This window comes from Azospirillum sp. B2RO_4, assembly GCF_051124815.1.
GTDB lineage: Bacteria > Pseudomonadota > Alphaproteobacteria > Azospirillales > Azospirillaceae > Azospirillum.
In genome coordinates, this window is sequence record NZ_CP118492.1 from 125,117 (window position 1) to 143,393 (window position 18,277).

An 18,277-nucleotide genomic window follows, 5' to 3' on the forward strand; every position below is an offset into this window, starting at 1 on the left:
CGACGCGCGCGCAATCGCCCCGATCATGCCGCCTGCCACCAGGATGGGGCCACACCTGACACATCGATGCGGACAGGGGCGAGCTGAAGCAGCGGCAACTGCTGGCCTTCGATGACGCCGAACATCGTCACGCTGATGTTCAGCATTCCCTGGTTGACCGAACCGCGGAAACTGCTGTGCCAGTTTCCGATTGCCATCGCCAGTTCCGCCGCAGCGAAGCCGGGCGAGGCCGCGCCGCTGCTGAGGTCCAGATCGTCCGCCATCAGGATCGGCGTGTCCGCCGCGAGCGACAGTCCACCAGACGCCCCGGCAGTCAAGGCGAAGGAGAAATCGACGCGGACGTTGAGGACGGGCGACAGACCAGTTCCGCGCGGCGACAACGGAGCCAGGATCTCGTCGATCAGCGTCGCCAGCGGACGGTCGGCCGGCACCGTCGGCAGGTCGGAGCGGCTGATCAACGGAACCACCGGGTTGGGGAACATAACCTCCGCGGTCTGATAGATGAAGTCCTCGTTCGTCGGAGCGTTCTCGACCAACTCCGCATTGCGCACCACATAGCAGGAGAAATTGGCAGACTGCCGGAACCGCATGTCGATGCCGGGCCACGAGAACGACAGATTGCTGAGATCGGGCTGGCCGGCGATTGTCGTCTGCACGAGCCACCAGCCACCGTCTTCGGTTGCCGATCGGGGATCCGGCGTCCAGTCCCACCCGCCGTCGGGAAGTTGGATGCACGGCCAAAGCGTCGGCATTTCGCCGCTGGCGCTGCAGCCGTACAGCTCGACCGTGACCTGGGTCTCTTCCGTATTGGGCAGCAATCGCAACCGATAGTTGATGATGTCCTGTTCGACGCCATCGAGCGACATGGCGGTCAGCGGTTCCACGCTGCGGTCGGGCCAGGCGTCGGCGACCGCGGTGACCAATTGCGTCATCGCGTCGATGGCCTGTGCCGGATCGTCCGGAGAACCAGGGTTGCCGGAGGACGCCGGTGACGTTCCGCCGATGTCGAAGGCCGCGGCGATGATCGCCGGGATCGCCTGCTGGAACGCCGGATACCCGTCCTGGAATGCGGCGAGCGCGCCGAACAGCCCGTCGGGCGATCCGGAATCCGCCGAAAGGTCATCCTGCGGTGCGCTGCCGCTGAAAATGACGCTGAAATTCAGAGTGTCCTGGGCGGCAAGGGTGGCGGTGAGATTGACCTCATAGGTCCATTCCAGCGCCTCGCGGATCAACTCGGTAAGGTCGGTCGGGCTGCCGCCGGGACTAGCGGGAATGCCGCTGCCGTAGCCGCGCTGCCCGGTCAGGACCGGAACCGGCGGCTCGAAGGGCAGCGGAATGGGAATGACCGCCGCGCCACCGGGACTGGCGGCCCCCGTGATGGGCATTACCAGCGGCGCCTCGCCCGGCAGGACGAATTTCAGCCAGGACGACGGCACATAACCATCGATCGCCTCGCCGGTTTCGAAATCATGCTGGAGATAGCTGATCTGATAGCTGAGCGGCAGGGTCAGGGCCGCGTGATCGGCCGCATGGGCGACGCTGATCAGCATGCTCGGCCAAGCGGTCCCGGACACCAGCGGCAGGCGGCCGTTGCTGATGGTATAGACCTTGTTGCCGCTGCCCCCGGAGTCATCCCCGTCGACGGGGTCGGACGGGCTGGCGACATCCGGCGGAACGCCGATCTTGCCGTAGAGTTCCGGCGCCTTTCCGCCGGTCGCGCCGGTGCCGCCGGCCACGGTGACCGTCGCCGCGGCCTGGGCGATCACGGACACCGTGTAGGCACTTGCCAGAGTGTCGAGCATCGCCTGCCGCAGGCTTTCCCGCGCACCCGCAACGTCGCCGCCGGTCTCCCCATCGAGCACATAGTCCAGTCCGGTCGGCACAATGCCGGCAAGGGTTTCCTTGGCGCTGACCAGGCTCTGGTAATTCGTGGTCCCGTTCCGCTGGTCGAACAGGGCGATGGCCGCCGCCAGCTGCGGCTGGAACAGGCCGTCGACCGCTTGCAGGAAGGTGAGCGACCACGAATCGAGATCGACGTCGCTGTAGGTCTTGCCGCCGACGGTTTGGGTCACCGGGATCGTGTTCAGCGGTCGCACCGCGAAATAGACGAGGTGGCCGGTGAAGGCGGCCTGGATGCCGTTCACCGCCGGGCTTTCCGGTTGGCCGGCGAAGCGCACGAACCACAAGCTGTCGGTGGCGGACACCCCTGTCGCCGCGGAAATGCCGGCCCGCTGTGCGACCTTCAGCAACCCGCCTGCGCCATCAAAATTCCGGAAGGCGTCCTCGAAAAGCCGGGCGTACTGACCGATGCCGACTTTCTCGCTCGGCGATGCCGCGCCGCCGCCTGCCGCCATTCCGGGGGACATGGCGCCCCATTGCCCGCTGCGCGGCGCGATCGCAGCCGTGCTGACGATCACCTCCGGGATCAGCGTGCCCGCGTCCGGCACCGCGAGCAACGGATCGCGGGACGCCGTCAGCGAGACCGATATCGTCGCGATGTTGTCAGGCAACCCGAGCACGCCGTCGAAGGAGACGGGCACCGTCAGCGTCCGCATCACCGGATCGACGGGGGATCCTCCGGGCGCCGACTGTTGGTCCTGGATGGCTTGAACGATGTCGGCGACGAAGGCGGCCAGATCGACACGCGGATCCTGGGGCAGTACGCCCGCCGGTACAAGGCTGCAGTTCAGCGCATAGGTGGTGCCGGGATCGTCGACCTGCCAGGCGATCGCGGCGTAGCGACTCCCCAGCGCGGCCAGGCTCCCCGCGGTGGAGGATGGTGACGACGGCGGCGACCCGGCCGCCATTAGCAGGGCTTCGGTGTCGAAGCTCAGATCGATGACCAGCGTGGCTTCGCCGTCGGTGCCGGGCACGAAGTGGTGGTCGACATGCACATACGGCCATTGGGTCAGATTGATCAGGGGGTCATGATAGACGCCGGTCTGCGTCGCCTGAGCCGCCGCTGCCAGCGCATTGCCGAAGATGTCCGTCAGCCGGAAGCTTAGGTCGATGGTACGGCCGACCAGGGCGTACCCGTTGCCGGCCGCCGGCGAGCCGGACGGGCTGGAAGCCTCCCCGCCGGATTCATCAAGGAAGCGATAGGCCGGAAATACCTGCTGATAGATCTGTTCTGCCGGACTGGATCCCGCGAAGATCGTCGGCGACGCCGCCCCGCTGTCGGGCGCAAGCGGGGTCAGCGGCAGGCTCCACACCGGCTCGGTCGGCGATGACGGCGCGGAGGGGGCGGCAACCTGGAACTGGACAAGGCTGTAGAGCTCGTTAACCGGGATGGTCACCGGTTCGGCCGGCGATGGCTCCGTGCCCGGCCCGCCGGTCCAGTCCAGCCGGAACCCGACATCGCCGGGACCGAATGCCGAATGGTAGGTCTGCACCGGCGAGCTCTGCGGCCCCAGAACCTCGAGCGTCACGGCGATGTTGTCGAAGGTGGCGGCGTCGGTGACGACGCAGTTGGCCGCCGCCGGCAGCGGAACCGGGCTCGCCGCGGACGGATTGAATCGTACCAGAATGGTGATCGACCCGCTGTTGCCGCCGGTTCCCGAAATCGGCTGGGCTGCGCCACCGACCTGCCCGCTGTCCTGGAAGAGGTGGTCCGGCAGCCCGGCGCCGCCGAGATTCCGATAGAAAAGGTAGAACCCGTCGGCATTGACGACGCTGACCTCCCAGATCAGTTGCAGGAAACTCCCGGCATCGGTCAGCAGCGCGAATCCGGTGTCGGCCGACGCGGCCCCGAAGCGTGTTGCGAGCAAGGCGTTCACGGCGCTTGCCTGGTTCAGGGTCGACAGATTGGTGCGGGTCAGCAACACGTCCGGGTCAAGCGTGTCGGACAGCAGTGTCGATCCTGTCGCATCGGGGTAGAGAATGGAAATGTCGGCAATTGCTCCGGCGTTCTGGCCGACGCTCTGAATCGCCTGATACAGCAGGTCGCGGGATGCCGCGTCCGTGGCGCCGATCTGGTAGAGGAAGGGCACCGCGCCGGCCGCGCTTCCGCCACCGTCCGGCGATCCCAGCGATCCCGGCGATCCAGCCGGCGATCCGCCGGCCGGGGTGATCGCCGATGCGTTTTGCACCTGGCTGACAGGGATGGCAAAGGACAGCGCAGCCGTGCCGAACCCGTCAGGGGCGCTGTCGGCCATGGTCCGCGCGACGCTCTTGCCGCCGGAGTGAAGGTTCACCGACAGGGCGGGCTGCTGCGCCGTCATCGCCTGCAGCGGCGGCGGCAGGGGAATCACGATGCAATCGCCGTCCGGACCGTTCCACGTCTTACGGTTGCGTATGGTGAAGGCCAGATCGACGGAAGCGATGGGAGGCAGGGCCGTGTAGGTAAAGCTCCCGCCGCCGGACAGGGCTACCCCCAGGCTGGCGCAGCCGTTCCACTGCGGCGCCGGGGCGGCTGGAATCCGATCTGACAATTCCACCGAGGCGACGGCACCACCATCGTCCTCGAACAGAATCCACGAGACGGTACCCTCTGCCCCGTAGACGAGAGTCGCCGTGGCGACCGGCGGCGAGTCTACGCCGGTCACGGGGAACTGCTGGCCGGTCAGCCGGTAAAGCCCTTCCGTCGGCACCATCCGGACGGTTTCAACGGTCAGGTCGGCGGGCACGGCGCCGGGGACCGGCAGTTGAAGACCGCCAAGCAGGAACCGCGACGAAAAGCCCGATGCGCCGGAATAGTCGTATTGGCTGAGCAGTGCGGCCAACTCGCCCTGCGGATCGATGGCGGTCATGTAGACGCCGACCGCCTCCGTCGGGGGCGCCGACTGGCCGGACGCCGAAGCCAGCAAGGTCTCTTGCGCCGCTTGTTCGTAAGCGATGGCATCGGTCAGAAGGCCGGCGACGACCTGCCGCAGCAGCATCAGGTAATAGTCGGCGAAGAGGAACGTCGCCATGCTGGGGCCGGCGGTCGCGGCGGTGGAGTTCTCGACGGGCGCCATCGACAGGTCGTCCGCCTGTTTGCCGAACAGGCCGAGCCCATCGAAGTAGAGGTCGATGGCCTGCTCATAGTTGTCGGGCGTGGGATTGTAGCTAGCGAAGTCGACGAGCGTTTCCGCCGTCTGAAGCGCCAGCACGTCGAACATCGGCAGCACGCTTCCGCTGTCGTAACTGGGAGTGCGCGCTGCCGTCACGCCGGTGATGCGGAACTGCAGCTGGTCGGCAAAGAACCGGCGCACCGCGTCGCCGAAGCCGATGGCATCGCCGAAGAGCGGCGGCGGTTGATCGCCCTGCCCCAGCAGCGCTTGCAGACGGCTGAGCCGGCTCGACAGCGGCTCGTTCGCGGGTGTCGGTTCCACGTAGTCGTTCAGCAGCCAGCACACCAGATGCGCGACAAGGCTTTCGAAACCGGTGCCGCTTTCCGGCGACGCGACCGGAGAGGCGCCGGGGGCCGGGCTGTCGGTCAGAAGCAACCCGACCACCTGGACAGTCGGTTGGTCGCCATCGTAGACGACGGTCGGCTGGAGCGCGAAGACCACTTCGATCAACGGCCGCGACGGCGAGGCCAAGCCGGGCGTCGGGACCGCCGCGAATGTCGACGCCGATGCCGCTGCCGGTTCGGACGCCCACAGCGGCGCCGGCTGGAACGTTGATGCATCGGCCGGCACGTCAGTGCCGTGGCTTCCGTCAGCGTAGGTTTCGGGGGCTACACCACCGCCGGTTTCCAGATGTTGCGGCGGTCGCAACGGCGCATCGGACGCCCGAAGGATGGGCGCCATGGTCTGCCGAAGCCGTGCCACGGCATCCAGATGCATCGGCAGCAGCGCATCGGCCGATTGGGTGGAAATCAATCCCGACAGGCCTTGCTGCTTCGGCCCGTTGATCGATGCGGTGCCGTTTCCGGACCCAATCAGGAAGCTGTAGCTGACCTGGGTGCTGAACGAGAAGTGGATGGTGACGAACAGAACCTTGATGCTGGCGCTGACGGACACCTGCGCCGCGATGGCAATCTCGGTCTGAAAGCCGTTTTCAAAGGCGACCTGGGCCTGGAATCCGAAGCTGATGTTGATCGACGCCTTGATGATCCCGAAATCCACCGCCCCGGCGATCATGACCTGAAGGGCGAAGGTTCCCGCAAACCAATAGGCATCGGGGGGGCCGCCCAGCGATTGCGACCCCTGTTCCCACGCGATCAGTCCCTGCATGGTCGCTGCTGCCGACACCGAAAGGCTGGCGGACAGCGGGCCAGAGGAAAAAGAAACCCCGGCAGTCAATTGAAGGCCGATGCCGAAGCCGAGAATCGGCGAAAAGCTGGTGCCCGCCTGCGCGCCCGGATTGTCGGCGCTGCTAAGTTTGAGGAAATACAGTCCGGCCCATCCGGTGAGGAGATCGACCGAAATGCCGATGGAGTTCGGCCCCACCGGCCAGCCGATGTTCACACGGAAGTCGCCGTTGGTGTAAATCCACACGGAAAAGCCGGGCAGTATGAGAATGAAGCCGTCGAGCGGGATGCGCCGCATCGCCGTCGGCAGGGTCAACGCGCCGTAATAGACGCCGAGCGTCGGGCCCAGCTTCTGGTAGAGGATTTCGAACAACAGCCCGCTGAAGACGTTCGGCGGGGTCTCCCCAACGGTCACTTCGAGGCCGTAGAGAGCCGGGTCGTTGAACAGGATGCGCAGACGGAAGCCCTTGAACTCGATGTCGGCGGCGATGAACCAGCCGCGATCCGGCTGGTAGAAGTTGCGCGCGAGCCGGGTCAGCACATCCTTCGGATCGTTGGTGTCGAACTGCGATTCGATTTCGTCGAAAATCGCCGCCAGCGGATCGCTGACCGAGGTGTCTGTGATCGGATTGGGGCCGACATGCTGCCCGATGCCAAGATAGTGCAGTTGGAAGGTGCCGACGCTGTTTTGCGCCGGCAACGGGAATGGATAGTTGACGAGCTTGGAGATCCGAGCCGGCGGACTGCCGCCGGTCGTCGCCCCGACCGCCTTGCTCGAGGTGGTCGGGTAGGAATAGCGTGCACTGACGGTGAGGCCGGCCTTGGCGTCGTAGCCGATCAGCAACCCCTCGACGACGAGATTCGGTGAGAGCGTCACCTCCACCGGGCCGATGGGCCACTCTCCACCGATGGTCACCGGCGGGTTGAACGCGAGGTCGAGAAACGCGCTCACCCCGTCCTTGGCCTTCGGCGTGATCCAGACGGCGGGCATGATCTCGGTGTCGAGGATAGCTTGCCAAGGCCCCTCGCCTATCGCCGGCAACGAGACGCCGAAACACTGGTTCAATTTGTCACTGAGCACTCCCCAAGCCTGTGACAGTGAAAAGGAAGTGTTTGTAGAAAGCTTAAAAGAAAACGGGCCGCCGAGCAGCTGCAGGTCCAACTCGAAATTCACGGGAGGCTCGAAGTCTCCGAGCGCGCCTGCGAGGGTCAATATGACTTGAGTGCTCATTGGCTCGTTCTTTTCTCAATCGACGTGGTTCCGCCGGCGCGCCACGATCGCGCTCATGGGCTGCTGGAAGACGCCGATGAGACCAGAAGGCCGATCTGTTGCAGTTCCAGCAAGTCACCGAGAATATGGATGGGGCTCTGCGGCGTGATGGTCGCGCCGACGGCATAGGTGCTGGTGTTTGTGTTGATGTTCAGCGTCGTCAGCGTGACGTTGGCGTTGAAGAAGCCGGACAGGATATCGCTGAACGCACTTGGAAGCTCCTCGATGTCCGCGTTGACGTCAGCACCGCTGAGGCCGGTGTGCAAATTATCGTTCATCCAATCGAACAGGTTGGAGAAGGACCCCATCGGCACGGGATTGGTCAGCGAGAACACCAGACCGCTATTCTTGAGATTGGCGATGTCCTGACTGTTTATGGTGACCGGCGTGTTGTTGAACAGGACCGTCGCGGCGACTGAAACGTTGGTGCCGGTGGTGGAAGGCGAAGTCATCGGGGTATCCTTTCCGGGTTGAACGAGGCTGACGGGATGGTTCAGGGCGGAGAGCCGGGCGGCGGCCCGATTTCGATCCACAGCGCAATGGCTTCGACGGCGGTGCCGCCGATGGGAATGGGAAACGGGTTATCCCCCGACACGTCGGTCTGGACGACGGCTTGGCCGGACGCCTCTGGCGACCCGCCAGGCGGGCTGTCCGTCGGAAGACCGTCTCCGGGCTCCCAGCCATCGACCAGAAGCTGCCAGATCGCCACCATGAAGCGGGGAAAGCCGGACAGCGGCAGCAGCGGAATCGACAGGCCGAGCCGGCTGTTCAGGAAAGTCATCAGGTCGTTGACGATGGTTCCCATCGGCTCAGGACTCTCCGGTGTCGGTGGTTGCGGACAGAAGCCACGCGATGTTGGACGTGTTGCCGGCCCCCGGCGACGCGGCGGCGGTCGATCCGGCAAAGAGCAGGAAGTCGACGAGAATGCCGGGCGGGAAGCGGTAACCGAAGACGCTGAGCTGAATGTTGCCGAACAGCAGGGCATAGACCTGCGATCCGTCGTCGAGATCGACCTTCAGCAGATTGGCGTCGCCGAAGGTCGTTCTGAGGATTCCCTGGAGGTCGAAGCCGGCATAGCCGGCCGACAAGGAGGGCAGTTGCACCAGAACCGTGGCGGCGTCGTTGTCGGGCAGCGACGGCGCCGGTCCCCAGCCGAGGATGAGCGAAGCGGTGATGTCGCCATGGGCTCCGGACAGCGATCCCAGCGATCCCAGCGACATCTGGTACTGAAGCCCGAAGATGGGGGACGTGGTCGTTGCGGGCAAACCTCCCGGCGGGAGCGGCGGCGAACCGGTCACGGTCGATGATGGCGCCAACTGCAGGACGTTGACCGTCTGCGCCCCCGTCCCGATCGCGGCGGCGCCGGGTCCGCTCATCAGGAAATTCGTGTATTTCAGCGGCAGGCTGGCCATCAGGCTCTGCGGGCGGATCGCGTTGGCGCCCGGCTGGGGCTTCAGCGTCTCCATGAGCAGCGTGACCGTCTTGCTGTCCGGCACCATCACACCCGCCTGATCCAGCGTGAAGGCGATGCGTACGGTCAATCCGTTGAACTGCAGCCCGGTGCCGGATGAACCGGGCGTGCCATAAGAGAAGAGATCCAGTTCCACGCCGGGGAATGGCGCCTCCCGGAAGTAGAGAGAGCCGTTCAAGACGAAATCCGCGACCACCCTGCCCTGCCCCGGGCTGGCATCGGCCGATGTCGTGCCGGTTACCGGAACGAGGCTGGCGCCGGTGAACAGGACGCGTTCCAGAATCCGCGTCTGCCCTTGCGGACGGACGAACTCGAAATCGAACGGCGTGGACGTCGTGAAGGAGACACGACCGACGCTTCCCTGCTGCTGGTACTGGCCTTGAATTGTGATGGCATTCTGGGGCACGCCGGGACTGGCCGGTTCGGGCGTCAGGGTGATCGCCCGTCCGAACAGCGCAGGCAGGACCAGCGACACCTTGACCGTCAGTTCGGCTATGGCCGAATTGCTGATGACCGCAATCAGTACGTCGACGTCGTAATCGGGGTTCGTCGCGTCGGCGGCCGCCGGCGGCGAAGTGTCCTGCCGCTCGTAGACGATCACGCTGAACACCGATGACTGTACAATGTCGAAGGAGCGTCCCCCGTCAGCGGCAGCCAGCTTGTTGGTTTGGACCCCGATGTGATGGGCCTGCAACGCGCCGGGAATGCCGCCGAGCAGCATCTGGAGGTCGGATGGCATGCCGTTGCCGTTGATCGGCACCGAAAAGGCGATCACCCCGGTCCATTGCGGGTCCTGCAGCAAAGCGTTGAACGCTTCGAACGTCCCATCTCCCGACGCGTCGAAGTCCTGGGCGAACCGGAAGGCCTGCTGCAACCGGGCGACCGTCGCCGCGGTGTTCGGCGCGTATTGGGTTGGCTCCGCCCAGTTCGTCGGGTCGAGAGCCAGGTCATGGAGCGACTGACGGGTATTGAATTTGAAAATCAGGATCGACGGCGATTCGCCGCCGGTCAGATCTATGCTGAACTCGAAACCGCCGACCGCAATCAGATTCTGAATGCCCCAATCGTCGGCAGCGGTGTCGACGACCAGGAACAGCTGGTCCCGGGTCAGCAGAGTGGCGAGGCTGGGCGCCACCCGCGGTGGGGAGCCGATGCCGTTGAAGCGCAGGGCGTTGTCCTGCAACGCCGTTTGTCCACTGCCCATGGCCAGCGTGATCCTGGACCACGTGCCGTCGGGGTTCACGTCGATCAGCAGTCCCTGCGGCGTCGCCACGGCGGCGATATCCGCCGATGGCACGCGGGCATCGACGGGAAGAACGACCGGCCCTTGGGGCGAGTCAGCCAGTGCCTGATGGCGGAGTTGCGACAGAACCAGCGATTCCAGCAGGGTGACCGTGACCGGATCGACCTGCGGATTGAACGGTTGCCCTGTTGCGGCGTCGGTCGCGAACAGCGCACCGTAGGGCGCAACAGGGAATGCCACGGGGGTGTCGAGAACCGACAGCCGCAAATCGACCGTCGTGGCGACGCCGAGCTCGCCGAACGGCGAGGCGACGGCTGACAGGGTTGGCGGGGGACCGAAGAAAGAGGCGCCGCTCGACTGGCCGAAGTAGCCCCGGTCGCCGGCTCCGTCACCGGCCATCACCATGGCCCAGGAGGTCGTGGCGTCGTCCGTCAGCGGTCCCGCCGGCGGACTCGACGCGATGGTTCCCGGACTGCCGCCGGAGGGAAAGCCGATGGCGCAGGCCGGCTGGTTGTTTACGAAGATCAGAAGATCGTCGGGTGCCAGGCGGAGAAACTCGCGCGCGAACAGACCGGGCATGAGCTGTCCGGTCGCCGGAGACGACGCCGGGAGGAGGAAGGCCCCGACGGGAGAAAGGTAGCATGGATCCGGCGGCATCCCCTGCGAGAAGGCGAATCCGCCACCCAACGGTGCCGCGGCGGGAAAGCTCGGCGATCCGCCCTCCTCCAGAGGATCCCAGGGGGTGAGGACCATCGGGCTGCCGTCGTTGGCGAAGAAGACGGTCGACTGAAGAGCACGGGCGTTGAGCACCGGCTGGCTCGGCGTCGGCGCATCCTGTCCGTCGAAACGTCCCGCCCGGTCGATGAGCAGCCCCGTCGCGGCCGCATCGAGCGGGCGCACGGGATTCAGGCGCAGTTCGAACGCGACGGAGGTGTTCATGCTTTCGCCGGGGGCGACCGACGGGAAGACCGGATAGGTCAGGCTTCCGCCACCGCCCGCCGAATAGAAGTATGTGATCGCGCAATCGAAGGCGGCGTAGAGTCCACCGGGATCGAGAGCCAGATCGACCACCAACGATCCTGCGCCGGGACCGGCGAGTGCCAGGGCGACCGACCAGACGCCGCCGTTGGGCAGCCAAACCTGTTGCGGCGCGTTGTCGTAGCAAAGCGATATGGAGTCGGAAGCGGTCACGTCGGCGAAGATGCGGACGCTTGCCGCGCCGATGTCCGGACTGGCTTCGAGCAGGCTGATCGAGGACGACTGCTCTTGCGAGAGCACGATGCTCAAGCCGCCCGCAGACAGTTTGTTCGAACCGATCGCAGCCGAGACGGATGGCGAAAAGCGCTGGATCTGGATGTAGGGCGGCGACGACAGTGCCGATGGATCGGCCAGCCAGACGATGGCGCTGTAGACGGGATCTCCGGTGCCGCCATTCTGCAAGAGCCCCAAAAGCTCTCCCCTTGCCGTGGTGACGAACGCGGCGGAGTCATCATCGGGGATCGGCTGATTTGAAATCAGGTACCAGCCGAGTTCCGTCTGCCAAGCCTGTGCGAGGGTGAGCGGCGCGTTGGAGGGCGAGGAATCAGCGGCCAGCAGAAAATAGACCCACACCACCTGCCCGGCGGTGTCCGCGGAACGGGTGGCGGCGGAATATTCGTACAGCCCGGCGGCCACCAGCCGCATGCCCGGTGACGGTGGCGACGACGTGCTTTCCGGGGATGGACCGTTGCTGGACACCACGAGACCACCTTGCACCGAGGATTGGGAGGCACCTTCTTCCACCGACCTGCCGCGCCGGGCTGCACGGCCGGAACGGGGGCGGACGGATTGTTCCTGCGCCGCTGTTGCAAGCCCGCCTCACCCGCTTGTCCGGAACAGGGAGAAGCCCGGGAAGGTGATGAGAGATCCGGCGGACGCCGCCTCTCCTCACCTTCCTGCGGGGCCTCCTTCTTCCCTCCCGGCGGAGAGAAAGGTTGAAGGGCGCGCTTTACAGGAACGCTATCGTCCTGTTCGCATCACGGCTAAAGGCTCAGGCTCCCGGCGACGGCCACGCCGTCGTTGCACAGAACCCAGCTCGCCGCATTTGCCGTTTGATAGAACAGATAGAGCTGGAGGGGCTGATTGAGCTGAGTGTTCACAGGAATCGTGACGGTCGTGGAAGCGGTTCCCAAGCCGTTGGCCGGAGTAATCGAGCAGCTGTTGGGGCCGATACCGAGCACCCCGGCCGCCGGCTGGGAACCGCTGAAGGGAATCGTCGCCGCGCCAGGAGCCCAGAGGGTGGTGGTCGAGGTGCTGGCGGCGGGCACAGTCACGATCTGTGCTGGCGGCGCATTGTTGACATTGACATAGATGGCAGAGGCGGTTGCATTAAAGACATTGATGTTAACAGTGGTCATGGCGCTCCCCATTTACAGGTTGACTTTGAGCAATGCCGATGCACAAACAAGCCCCCGTCGATATCGCAAAGAAAATCTACGATATCTATGGTTGGCTATCGCTGGAGAATTGTAATGAACCGTTTATGCATTGACCATTATCCAGCAAAATCCAAGAAACGTTGGAATCATCTACATAATAAAAATAAAGTTGAAGAGGCGTGTTTGGAGGTGTTGAGTCGTTTATGACTATTGTCGCCGTGTTTGTAATAGAGCCACGGGTAGGCGTAATCTCGCAAGAATTGCTGCCAATGCCAAATGAACCTGCCGAAGGTAGGCCGGCGGTGAACGGTATCGGCTTTGGTGCCGGTGCGGGTTGCCAACCGCTGCTGGCTGCGGCGCCACTGATTGTCAACGGGTTTCCCCCATTGATTGACACGTTCAGCAACGTGAGGGAGGCGTTGAACATGTAAACGTTTGCGGCCATTCCTTCCTCCCGAAACGTAACCTTCGCATCAAGTCATTGCGCGCAATCAGCCCATGCGGCCTGCTTCAATGCCCCCTTCTCGGAAGACAGGATGAGACCATTCGCCAGCAGCCACACAGCTACGCTGACGGCAGCCGATCCTACACTTGGTCTTGCATCGACCGTCTGGGTCCATGAACATCCATTCGCAAATACAACCTTGATATTCGTTCCATACAGTGCAGCGACCGAGTATCCGACCGATAAAGACACCGTCCATGGGTTACTCATGGTCATTGGCTGAACGGTTAATCCAGGTATTTCTATACCACCTATACTTATGGAGGATATTCTTTCACCAGTCATATTGAAGAAAAACGCGCACGGCGGCGCGGCACAAAAATTCTGTTGACCGACTTCATAATCCTCATTCCGTTTTGCATCATGCGCAAACTGCGCTTCTGCATAGCTTTGTAAAAATATACATAATGAAAAACACAATACAATTCTCAAAAATACCTTCAAAGCGCGCGAGTGTCGATTGAAGAACGTCTTCATACAATAAAGTTCCACAAAACACTCATCATGCAAAGACAAGTTGGATTCATAATAACGCGATGTCAACTTTTTTATTTGCACTCGATTGTATGATGCCGGCCCATTTTATTGTCCGGCAAAAATTACTTTCACTCATTTTGTTGATAAAAGCGCATCGACAGTTTTCGAAAACAACAAGTATCGCTCTGGACTTGATGCACTTTGCACCCGCATTCCGATTATCCTGATAGAGTAAAAATTGGATCATCACAATATTAATCTTTGAAATCAGCATAGAAAATTGGCATAAACAGTGTATTTATTTGAGCGCAAGCATAAATAATGCATTTCATTCACAGAATATGCCTCAAAATTCTGTGGCGCATGCCCTGCTTGGCAACCATGGCAATGGCGGTATCGCCGTGGCGGCTCGTATCCTGCCGCCTGACGATTTAATGCCGCGGCCCCACCCTGAGCCCCGATTCGGTATCGGATCGCCAAACCATCGGACCGGTGTGACGGAGCGGCCGCTCACCACATCAAATCAGAATCATATGCACTCTGGTGAACAAGCCGGCAGCAATTTGGAACTCCATAGAAGATATTGACATTAACGATCATTCTGACAAAAATTATTGATGAAAGAATGCATTCTTTTGTATGTTTTATTATGGGAGATATTTGGCAGTGTCTTCTGATGTCAAGCACAGCGACCCGCTGCAGGCGCAGGCCGGGGAGTATCGGGTATCCGTCGATGTTCATTTGCCGGATACCATGCCAGGATTTCGCAATATTCATAAGGGAAGCACCATCATTGTCTGCGGCTGTGGCGAATCCGTGTCTGGATTCGATGATCCGGAGCGATTCATCACAATTGGGGTCAACGATGTTGGCCGGCTGTTTCAACCCGACTATCTGGTCGTGGTCAATCATCGCCACCAGTTTCGCAAAGATCGCTTCGAGCACATCGAAAACTCGCGCGCGCGGGCCCTGTTCAGCCATCTGCGACTGGACGTGGGCCACCCGAAGCAGATCCGCTTCGCGCTGGGACGTCGCGGCGGTATGGAGGTCGATGACCCGACGAGTCTACCCTACACCCGCAATTCGCCTTACATCGCAACCTGTCTTGCGCTCTTCATGGGTGCGCAGCGGGTCGGGCTGATTGGCGTCGACTTCACTGACCGGCATTTTTTCGGCGCGCTGGGGACCCATCCCCTGACAAGGGAACTGCGGCAGATCGACATGGAGTATGGGCGCCTCGCCGAGACGTGGCGGGCGCGGGGCGTCAGCATCGTCAATCTCAGCCCGGTCAGCCGCTTGCAATCGCTGCCGCGGGCATCTCTCGACGACCTGCGTCGCGACGGACCGAGTCGTACGATATCGACGCCCGCTCCCGCCTCCACCGACCGTGCGATGCCGGCTGCCGCCGGCGGGCTGAAGCTGTTCTTCGTTCACTACCGCTTTCTTTCGGCGGGAGACGTCTTCACCCACGGATTGACGGAAGCGGCGCGGACCCTTGGCGTGAACGCGGAGCACACCTACTGGGATGACCCGCGGCTCGAACAGCGGATCGCGGCCTGCGATCCGGACCTTGTGCTCGTCGTTCACGGCCGGCGCTTTTCGCGCCGCCGCATCCGCCTGCCGGAACGGGCGAAGACCGCGGTCTGGCTGGTCGACGAGCCGTACGAGGTCGACGACACGGCGTCGTGGTCAGGCCGGTTCGACGCGGTGTTCCTCAACGACTTCACCACGCTCGCCCGTCACCGGAACGCTCATTACCTGCCGGTGGCCTTCGATCCGTCGCGCCACACGGACAATGGCGGGGAACGGCGCCACATGGTCGGCTTCATCGGTGGCTACAACCCCGACCGCGAAGCGATGCTGCTGCGCCTGCTCGACGAGGGGATGCTGTCCTACGTGGTCGGCGGCCCCTGGCGCTCGCCGCGCCTGAAGGCGATCAGCCGATCGGGAAACATTCCGGCCGCCGAGACCGCCGAGCTCTATCGGCAGACCCGGATCGTCATCAACATCTTCCGGTCGCAGCACCATTTCAACCGCGCTAAGACGCCGGGCCACGCGATGAACCCCCGCGTCTATGAGGCGCTGGCCTGCGGCGCGCTTGTGGTGTCGGAGCATCGCCCGGAAATCGAGACCGTGTTCCCGGCAATGCCGGTGTTTCGCGGACCAGACGAGCTTGTCGCCGTCATGCGACGCCTGCTGCGCGACGAGGAGGCTTTCGCCACGGCCCTCGCCGCCTGTCGCGCCGCCCTGCCCGGCCACAGCTATGCCGACCGTCTCAAAACGATCATCTCCGCGTTCGCCGGCGCCGGCGCCGAACCGATGCCCGTGGTGCCGTCGCTTGCCGTTCTTCCGACGCTCCCCGCCGGATGGGGGAGCACGGCGGGCCTGATCCTGCACAACCAGCCGGACCAGGCCCTTGCGTTGCGCCTGCCGCACGCTCTGCCCCCCGGCGCGGAGGAGGGGCTGGCGAGCCTGGATCGGTTCGGCCCCATCCGCCTTTCCTGCATGATCGAGCCCGGCGCGGGCGCCAGGGTCATCCTGAAGCTGCACCAGCAAGACCGTCTCGATCAAACGACCAATTCCTACCACATGGTACTGGAACAGGGGCAGGGGTACGTCGCCACGCACAACAAGGTGCTCCACCGGTTCTCATGCTTGGCCCAGGGAGCGGTTGCGGTAACGCTGGAATGGAACGGCGGACTGCTCAGAGGAACCGTGGGGGGACAGGCGCTGCCCGAGTTGCAAGCGCGGCAACTCACCGAAGGCTATTGCTTCATCGGCCTCAATCGCGGAACCGCCGTGGTTCGCGATCTGGAGATGGTCGCCCCGCCGCCGGCTCACACAGTTCCCGCACCGTCGGCACCCTCGTCCGAAATCCGCCTCTGCCGCGGCATCGACACACCGGTCGAAGGCTGCGTCCGCCTCGACGACGGGGCCGCGCTGGCGTCGCTGATGCGATTCACCGACGTCGACGTCACGATGACGGTCAGCCTGGAACCGCAGGCATCGCTCGTGGTCAAGCTGCACCTGCAGGACAGCCAGGACGCTGCGACCAATTCCTATCATGCGATCTTCCGGCCCGATCGTGCCTATCTCGCGCGGCACAACCGCATTCTGGCTTCGCTGCCGGCGCCGCTGGGCACGAACCGGCGCCTTGGCTTTCGCCGCTTCGCCGACCGGCTGCAACTGACGCTCGACGGCCGATGCGTCGCCCAGGTGCGCGACAGCTTGCTTGCCTGCGGCCATGTCACGATCACCGCCGAAGACGGGGCGGCGATACTGTCGGACCTCACGCTCACGCCCCTTGACCAAGCGGCGGCCGCAGCCCTCGTCGCGGCCGGAACCGGCCGGTCGCGGATGGCGCAGGCTCATGCCTCCGCCGCACCGGTCACGCCGTTTTCAACGACACCCACGCGCAATCTGATCTATCACATCTGGCCGGTGCGGAATTCGGTCTGGCGCTGGAACCTGCAGCAGCTTCTCGAACGAATCGAGCTGTTCAACGGACGGCGCATCATCGGGATCGTCAGCGACGACCATTCCGATGAACCGGAAGCCGTGCAGGCGATGCTCGAAGGGCACGGGTGCGAATTCATCCAGCGCCCCAACCGGCCGACGGGCGAAGTCGAAACCTTCCCAGCCATGCTTGACGCCGTGCGGTCGGACAGCCGGAACGAGGTCACGTTCTATGGGCATGCCAAGGGGGTCAAATATCGGGAAGCGGTCTCTCCCGCGGTGCGGCGGTGGACCGAGGCGCTCTACAGGACAGTTCTCGACGATTGGGGTGGAGTCCGAACCGCTCTCAATCGCCATGTGTTTGCCGGTTCCTTCCGTCGCGTCGGCCGCGTGGGCCCCCACCGCTATCTTGGCAGCTGGCATTACAGTGGAACCTTCTTCTGGATGCGCAACAGCTTTGTCAGCAACCTGTCGCGGCTGCGGGTCACGAAGTTCTACTCCGGCGTCGAAACCTGGCCGGGACAGCATTTTCCGCTCCATTTGGCCGCGTGCCTGTTTCTGGACCGTCTGAGTCAGGTCCCCTACGATCCGATGTTCTGGGCGAATTGCGGTGAAAGGGCGCTGCGTGAATGGGAAGAGGTCGATCGCGATGTCGCGCCGCCGCCGGAGTTGTTCGGCACGCTTAGCGCGGACGGTCATCGTGGCCCGAGTCTGGGTTGGCGGCCCGAAGCCTTGGACTGGCTTTTGCAGCGCATCGAGAACCAGGGGGCGCGGCGCGTCCTGTCGTTCGGAACGCTTCACGGCGGACTGGAGTGGCACTTGGCGCGGCGAGCGCGCGAGCGGGGCCGCACACTGGAGATGACTGTCGTGGCGCCGGACGGGAGCGAGGAGTTGGAGCGGACGCTTGCCATGGCGGCGTCGGAATTCCGCCATACCATCCGGATGCTGCGCCTTCCCCCGGAAGACCCGATGCTGCGGCGGGAGTTGCAACCCGGCTTCGGCACCGCCGTCCTTGACGGCACGCCGGGATATCGCCGTGCGCGGGCTGCCTTCGGCCTCGCCCACGCCCTTGGAGCGCGGTCGATTGCCGTCAACGCGATCACGGACTCCGACTGGCACGCATACCGAGGAGTCTGTCATTCGCGCTTGTGGGCGGAAATCGCACCGACGGCCCACAGTCAATGCTATGGCACGGAAGATTGGGGCGGAGTCGGATTTATCGAGGTGTGATGCCCGCAGATTTGAAACAAGCGTCAGCGCATT

General features: G+C 63.6%; 8 protein-coding genes. 1 reads left to right on the forward strand and 7 read right to left on the reverse strand.

The features are described 5' to 3' along the window. Window positions 1-23 precede the first annotated feature (23 nt). From PWS46_RS30245 to PWS46_RS30275, 7 genes are all read right to left on the reverse strand, one after another. Window positions 24-7,406: a hypothetical protein gene (locus tag PWS46_RS30245; protein WP_434626033.1), complete on the reverse strand. Its 7,383-nt coding sequence runs from the start codon at window positions 7,404-7,406 to the stop codon at window positions 24-26. A gap of 53 nt (window positions 7,407-7,459) precedes the next feature. Beyond that, the gene (locus PWS46_RS30250; RefSeq protein WP_434625681.1) at window positions 7,460-7,897 is read right to left on the reverse strand and encodes a hypothetical protein; all 438 of its coding nucleotides are present in this window, start codon (window positions 7,895-7,897) and stop codon (window positions 7,460-7,462) included. 41 nt (window positions 7,898-7,938) lie between these two features. Then, window positions 7,939-8,250, reverse strand: coding sequence for a hypothetical protein (locus PWS46_RS30255; protein ID WP_434625683.1), 312 nt, complete (start codon window positions 8,248-8,250; stop codon window positions 7,939-7,941). Window positions 8,251-8,254: 4 nt separating this feature from the next. Further along, the gene (locus PWS46_RS30260) at window positions 8,255-11,896 is read right to left on the reverse strand and encodes a hypothetical protein (protein WP_434625685.1); all 3,642 of its coding nucleotides are present in this window, start codon (window positions 11,894-11,896) and stop codon (window positions 8,255-8,257) included. A 284-nt stretch (window positions 11,897-12,180) separates the two neighbouring features. Next, window positions 12,181-12,555, reverse strand: a complete 375-nt coding sequence (locus PWS46_RS30265; RefSeq protein WP_434625687.1) for a hypothetical protein — start codon at window positions 12,553-12,555, stop codon at window positions 12,181-12,183. A gap of 85 nt (window positions 12,556-12,640) precedes the next feature. Further along, window positions 12,641-13,021 carry a hypothetical protein gene (locus tag PWS46_RS30270; RefSeq protein ID WP_434625689.1) on the reverse strand — a complete coding sequence of 127 codons (381 nt, stop codon included), beginning with the start codon at window positions 13,019-13,021 and terminating at the stop codon, window positions 12,641-12,643. A 33-nt stretch (window positions 13,022-13,054) separates the two neighbouring features. After that, on the reverse strand, window positions 13,055-13,558 hold the full coding sequence (locus tag PWS46_RS30275) for a hypothetical protein (protein WP_434625691.1): 504 nt from the start codon (window positions 13,556-13,558) through the stop codon (window positions 13,055-13,057). Between the two features lie 666 nt (window positions 13,559-14,224). Here PWS46_RS30275 and PWS46_RS30280 point away from each other — a divergent pair. Continuing rightward, entirely contained in the window at window positions 14,225-18,244 is a 4,020-nt protein-coding gene (locus PWS46_RS30280; protein ID WP_434625692.1) for a CgeB family protein, read from the forward strand. Window positions 18,245-18,277 lie beyond the last annotated feature (33 nt).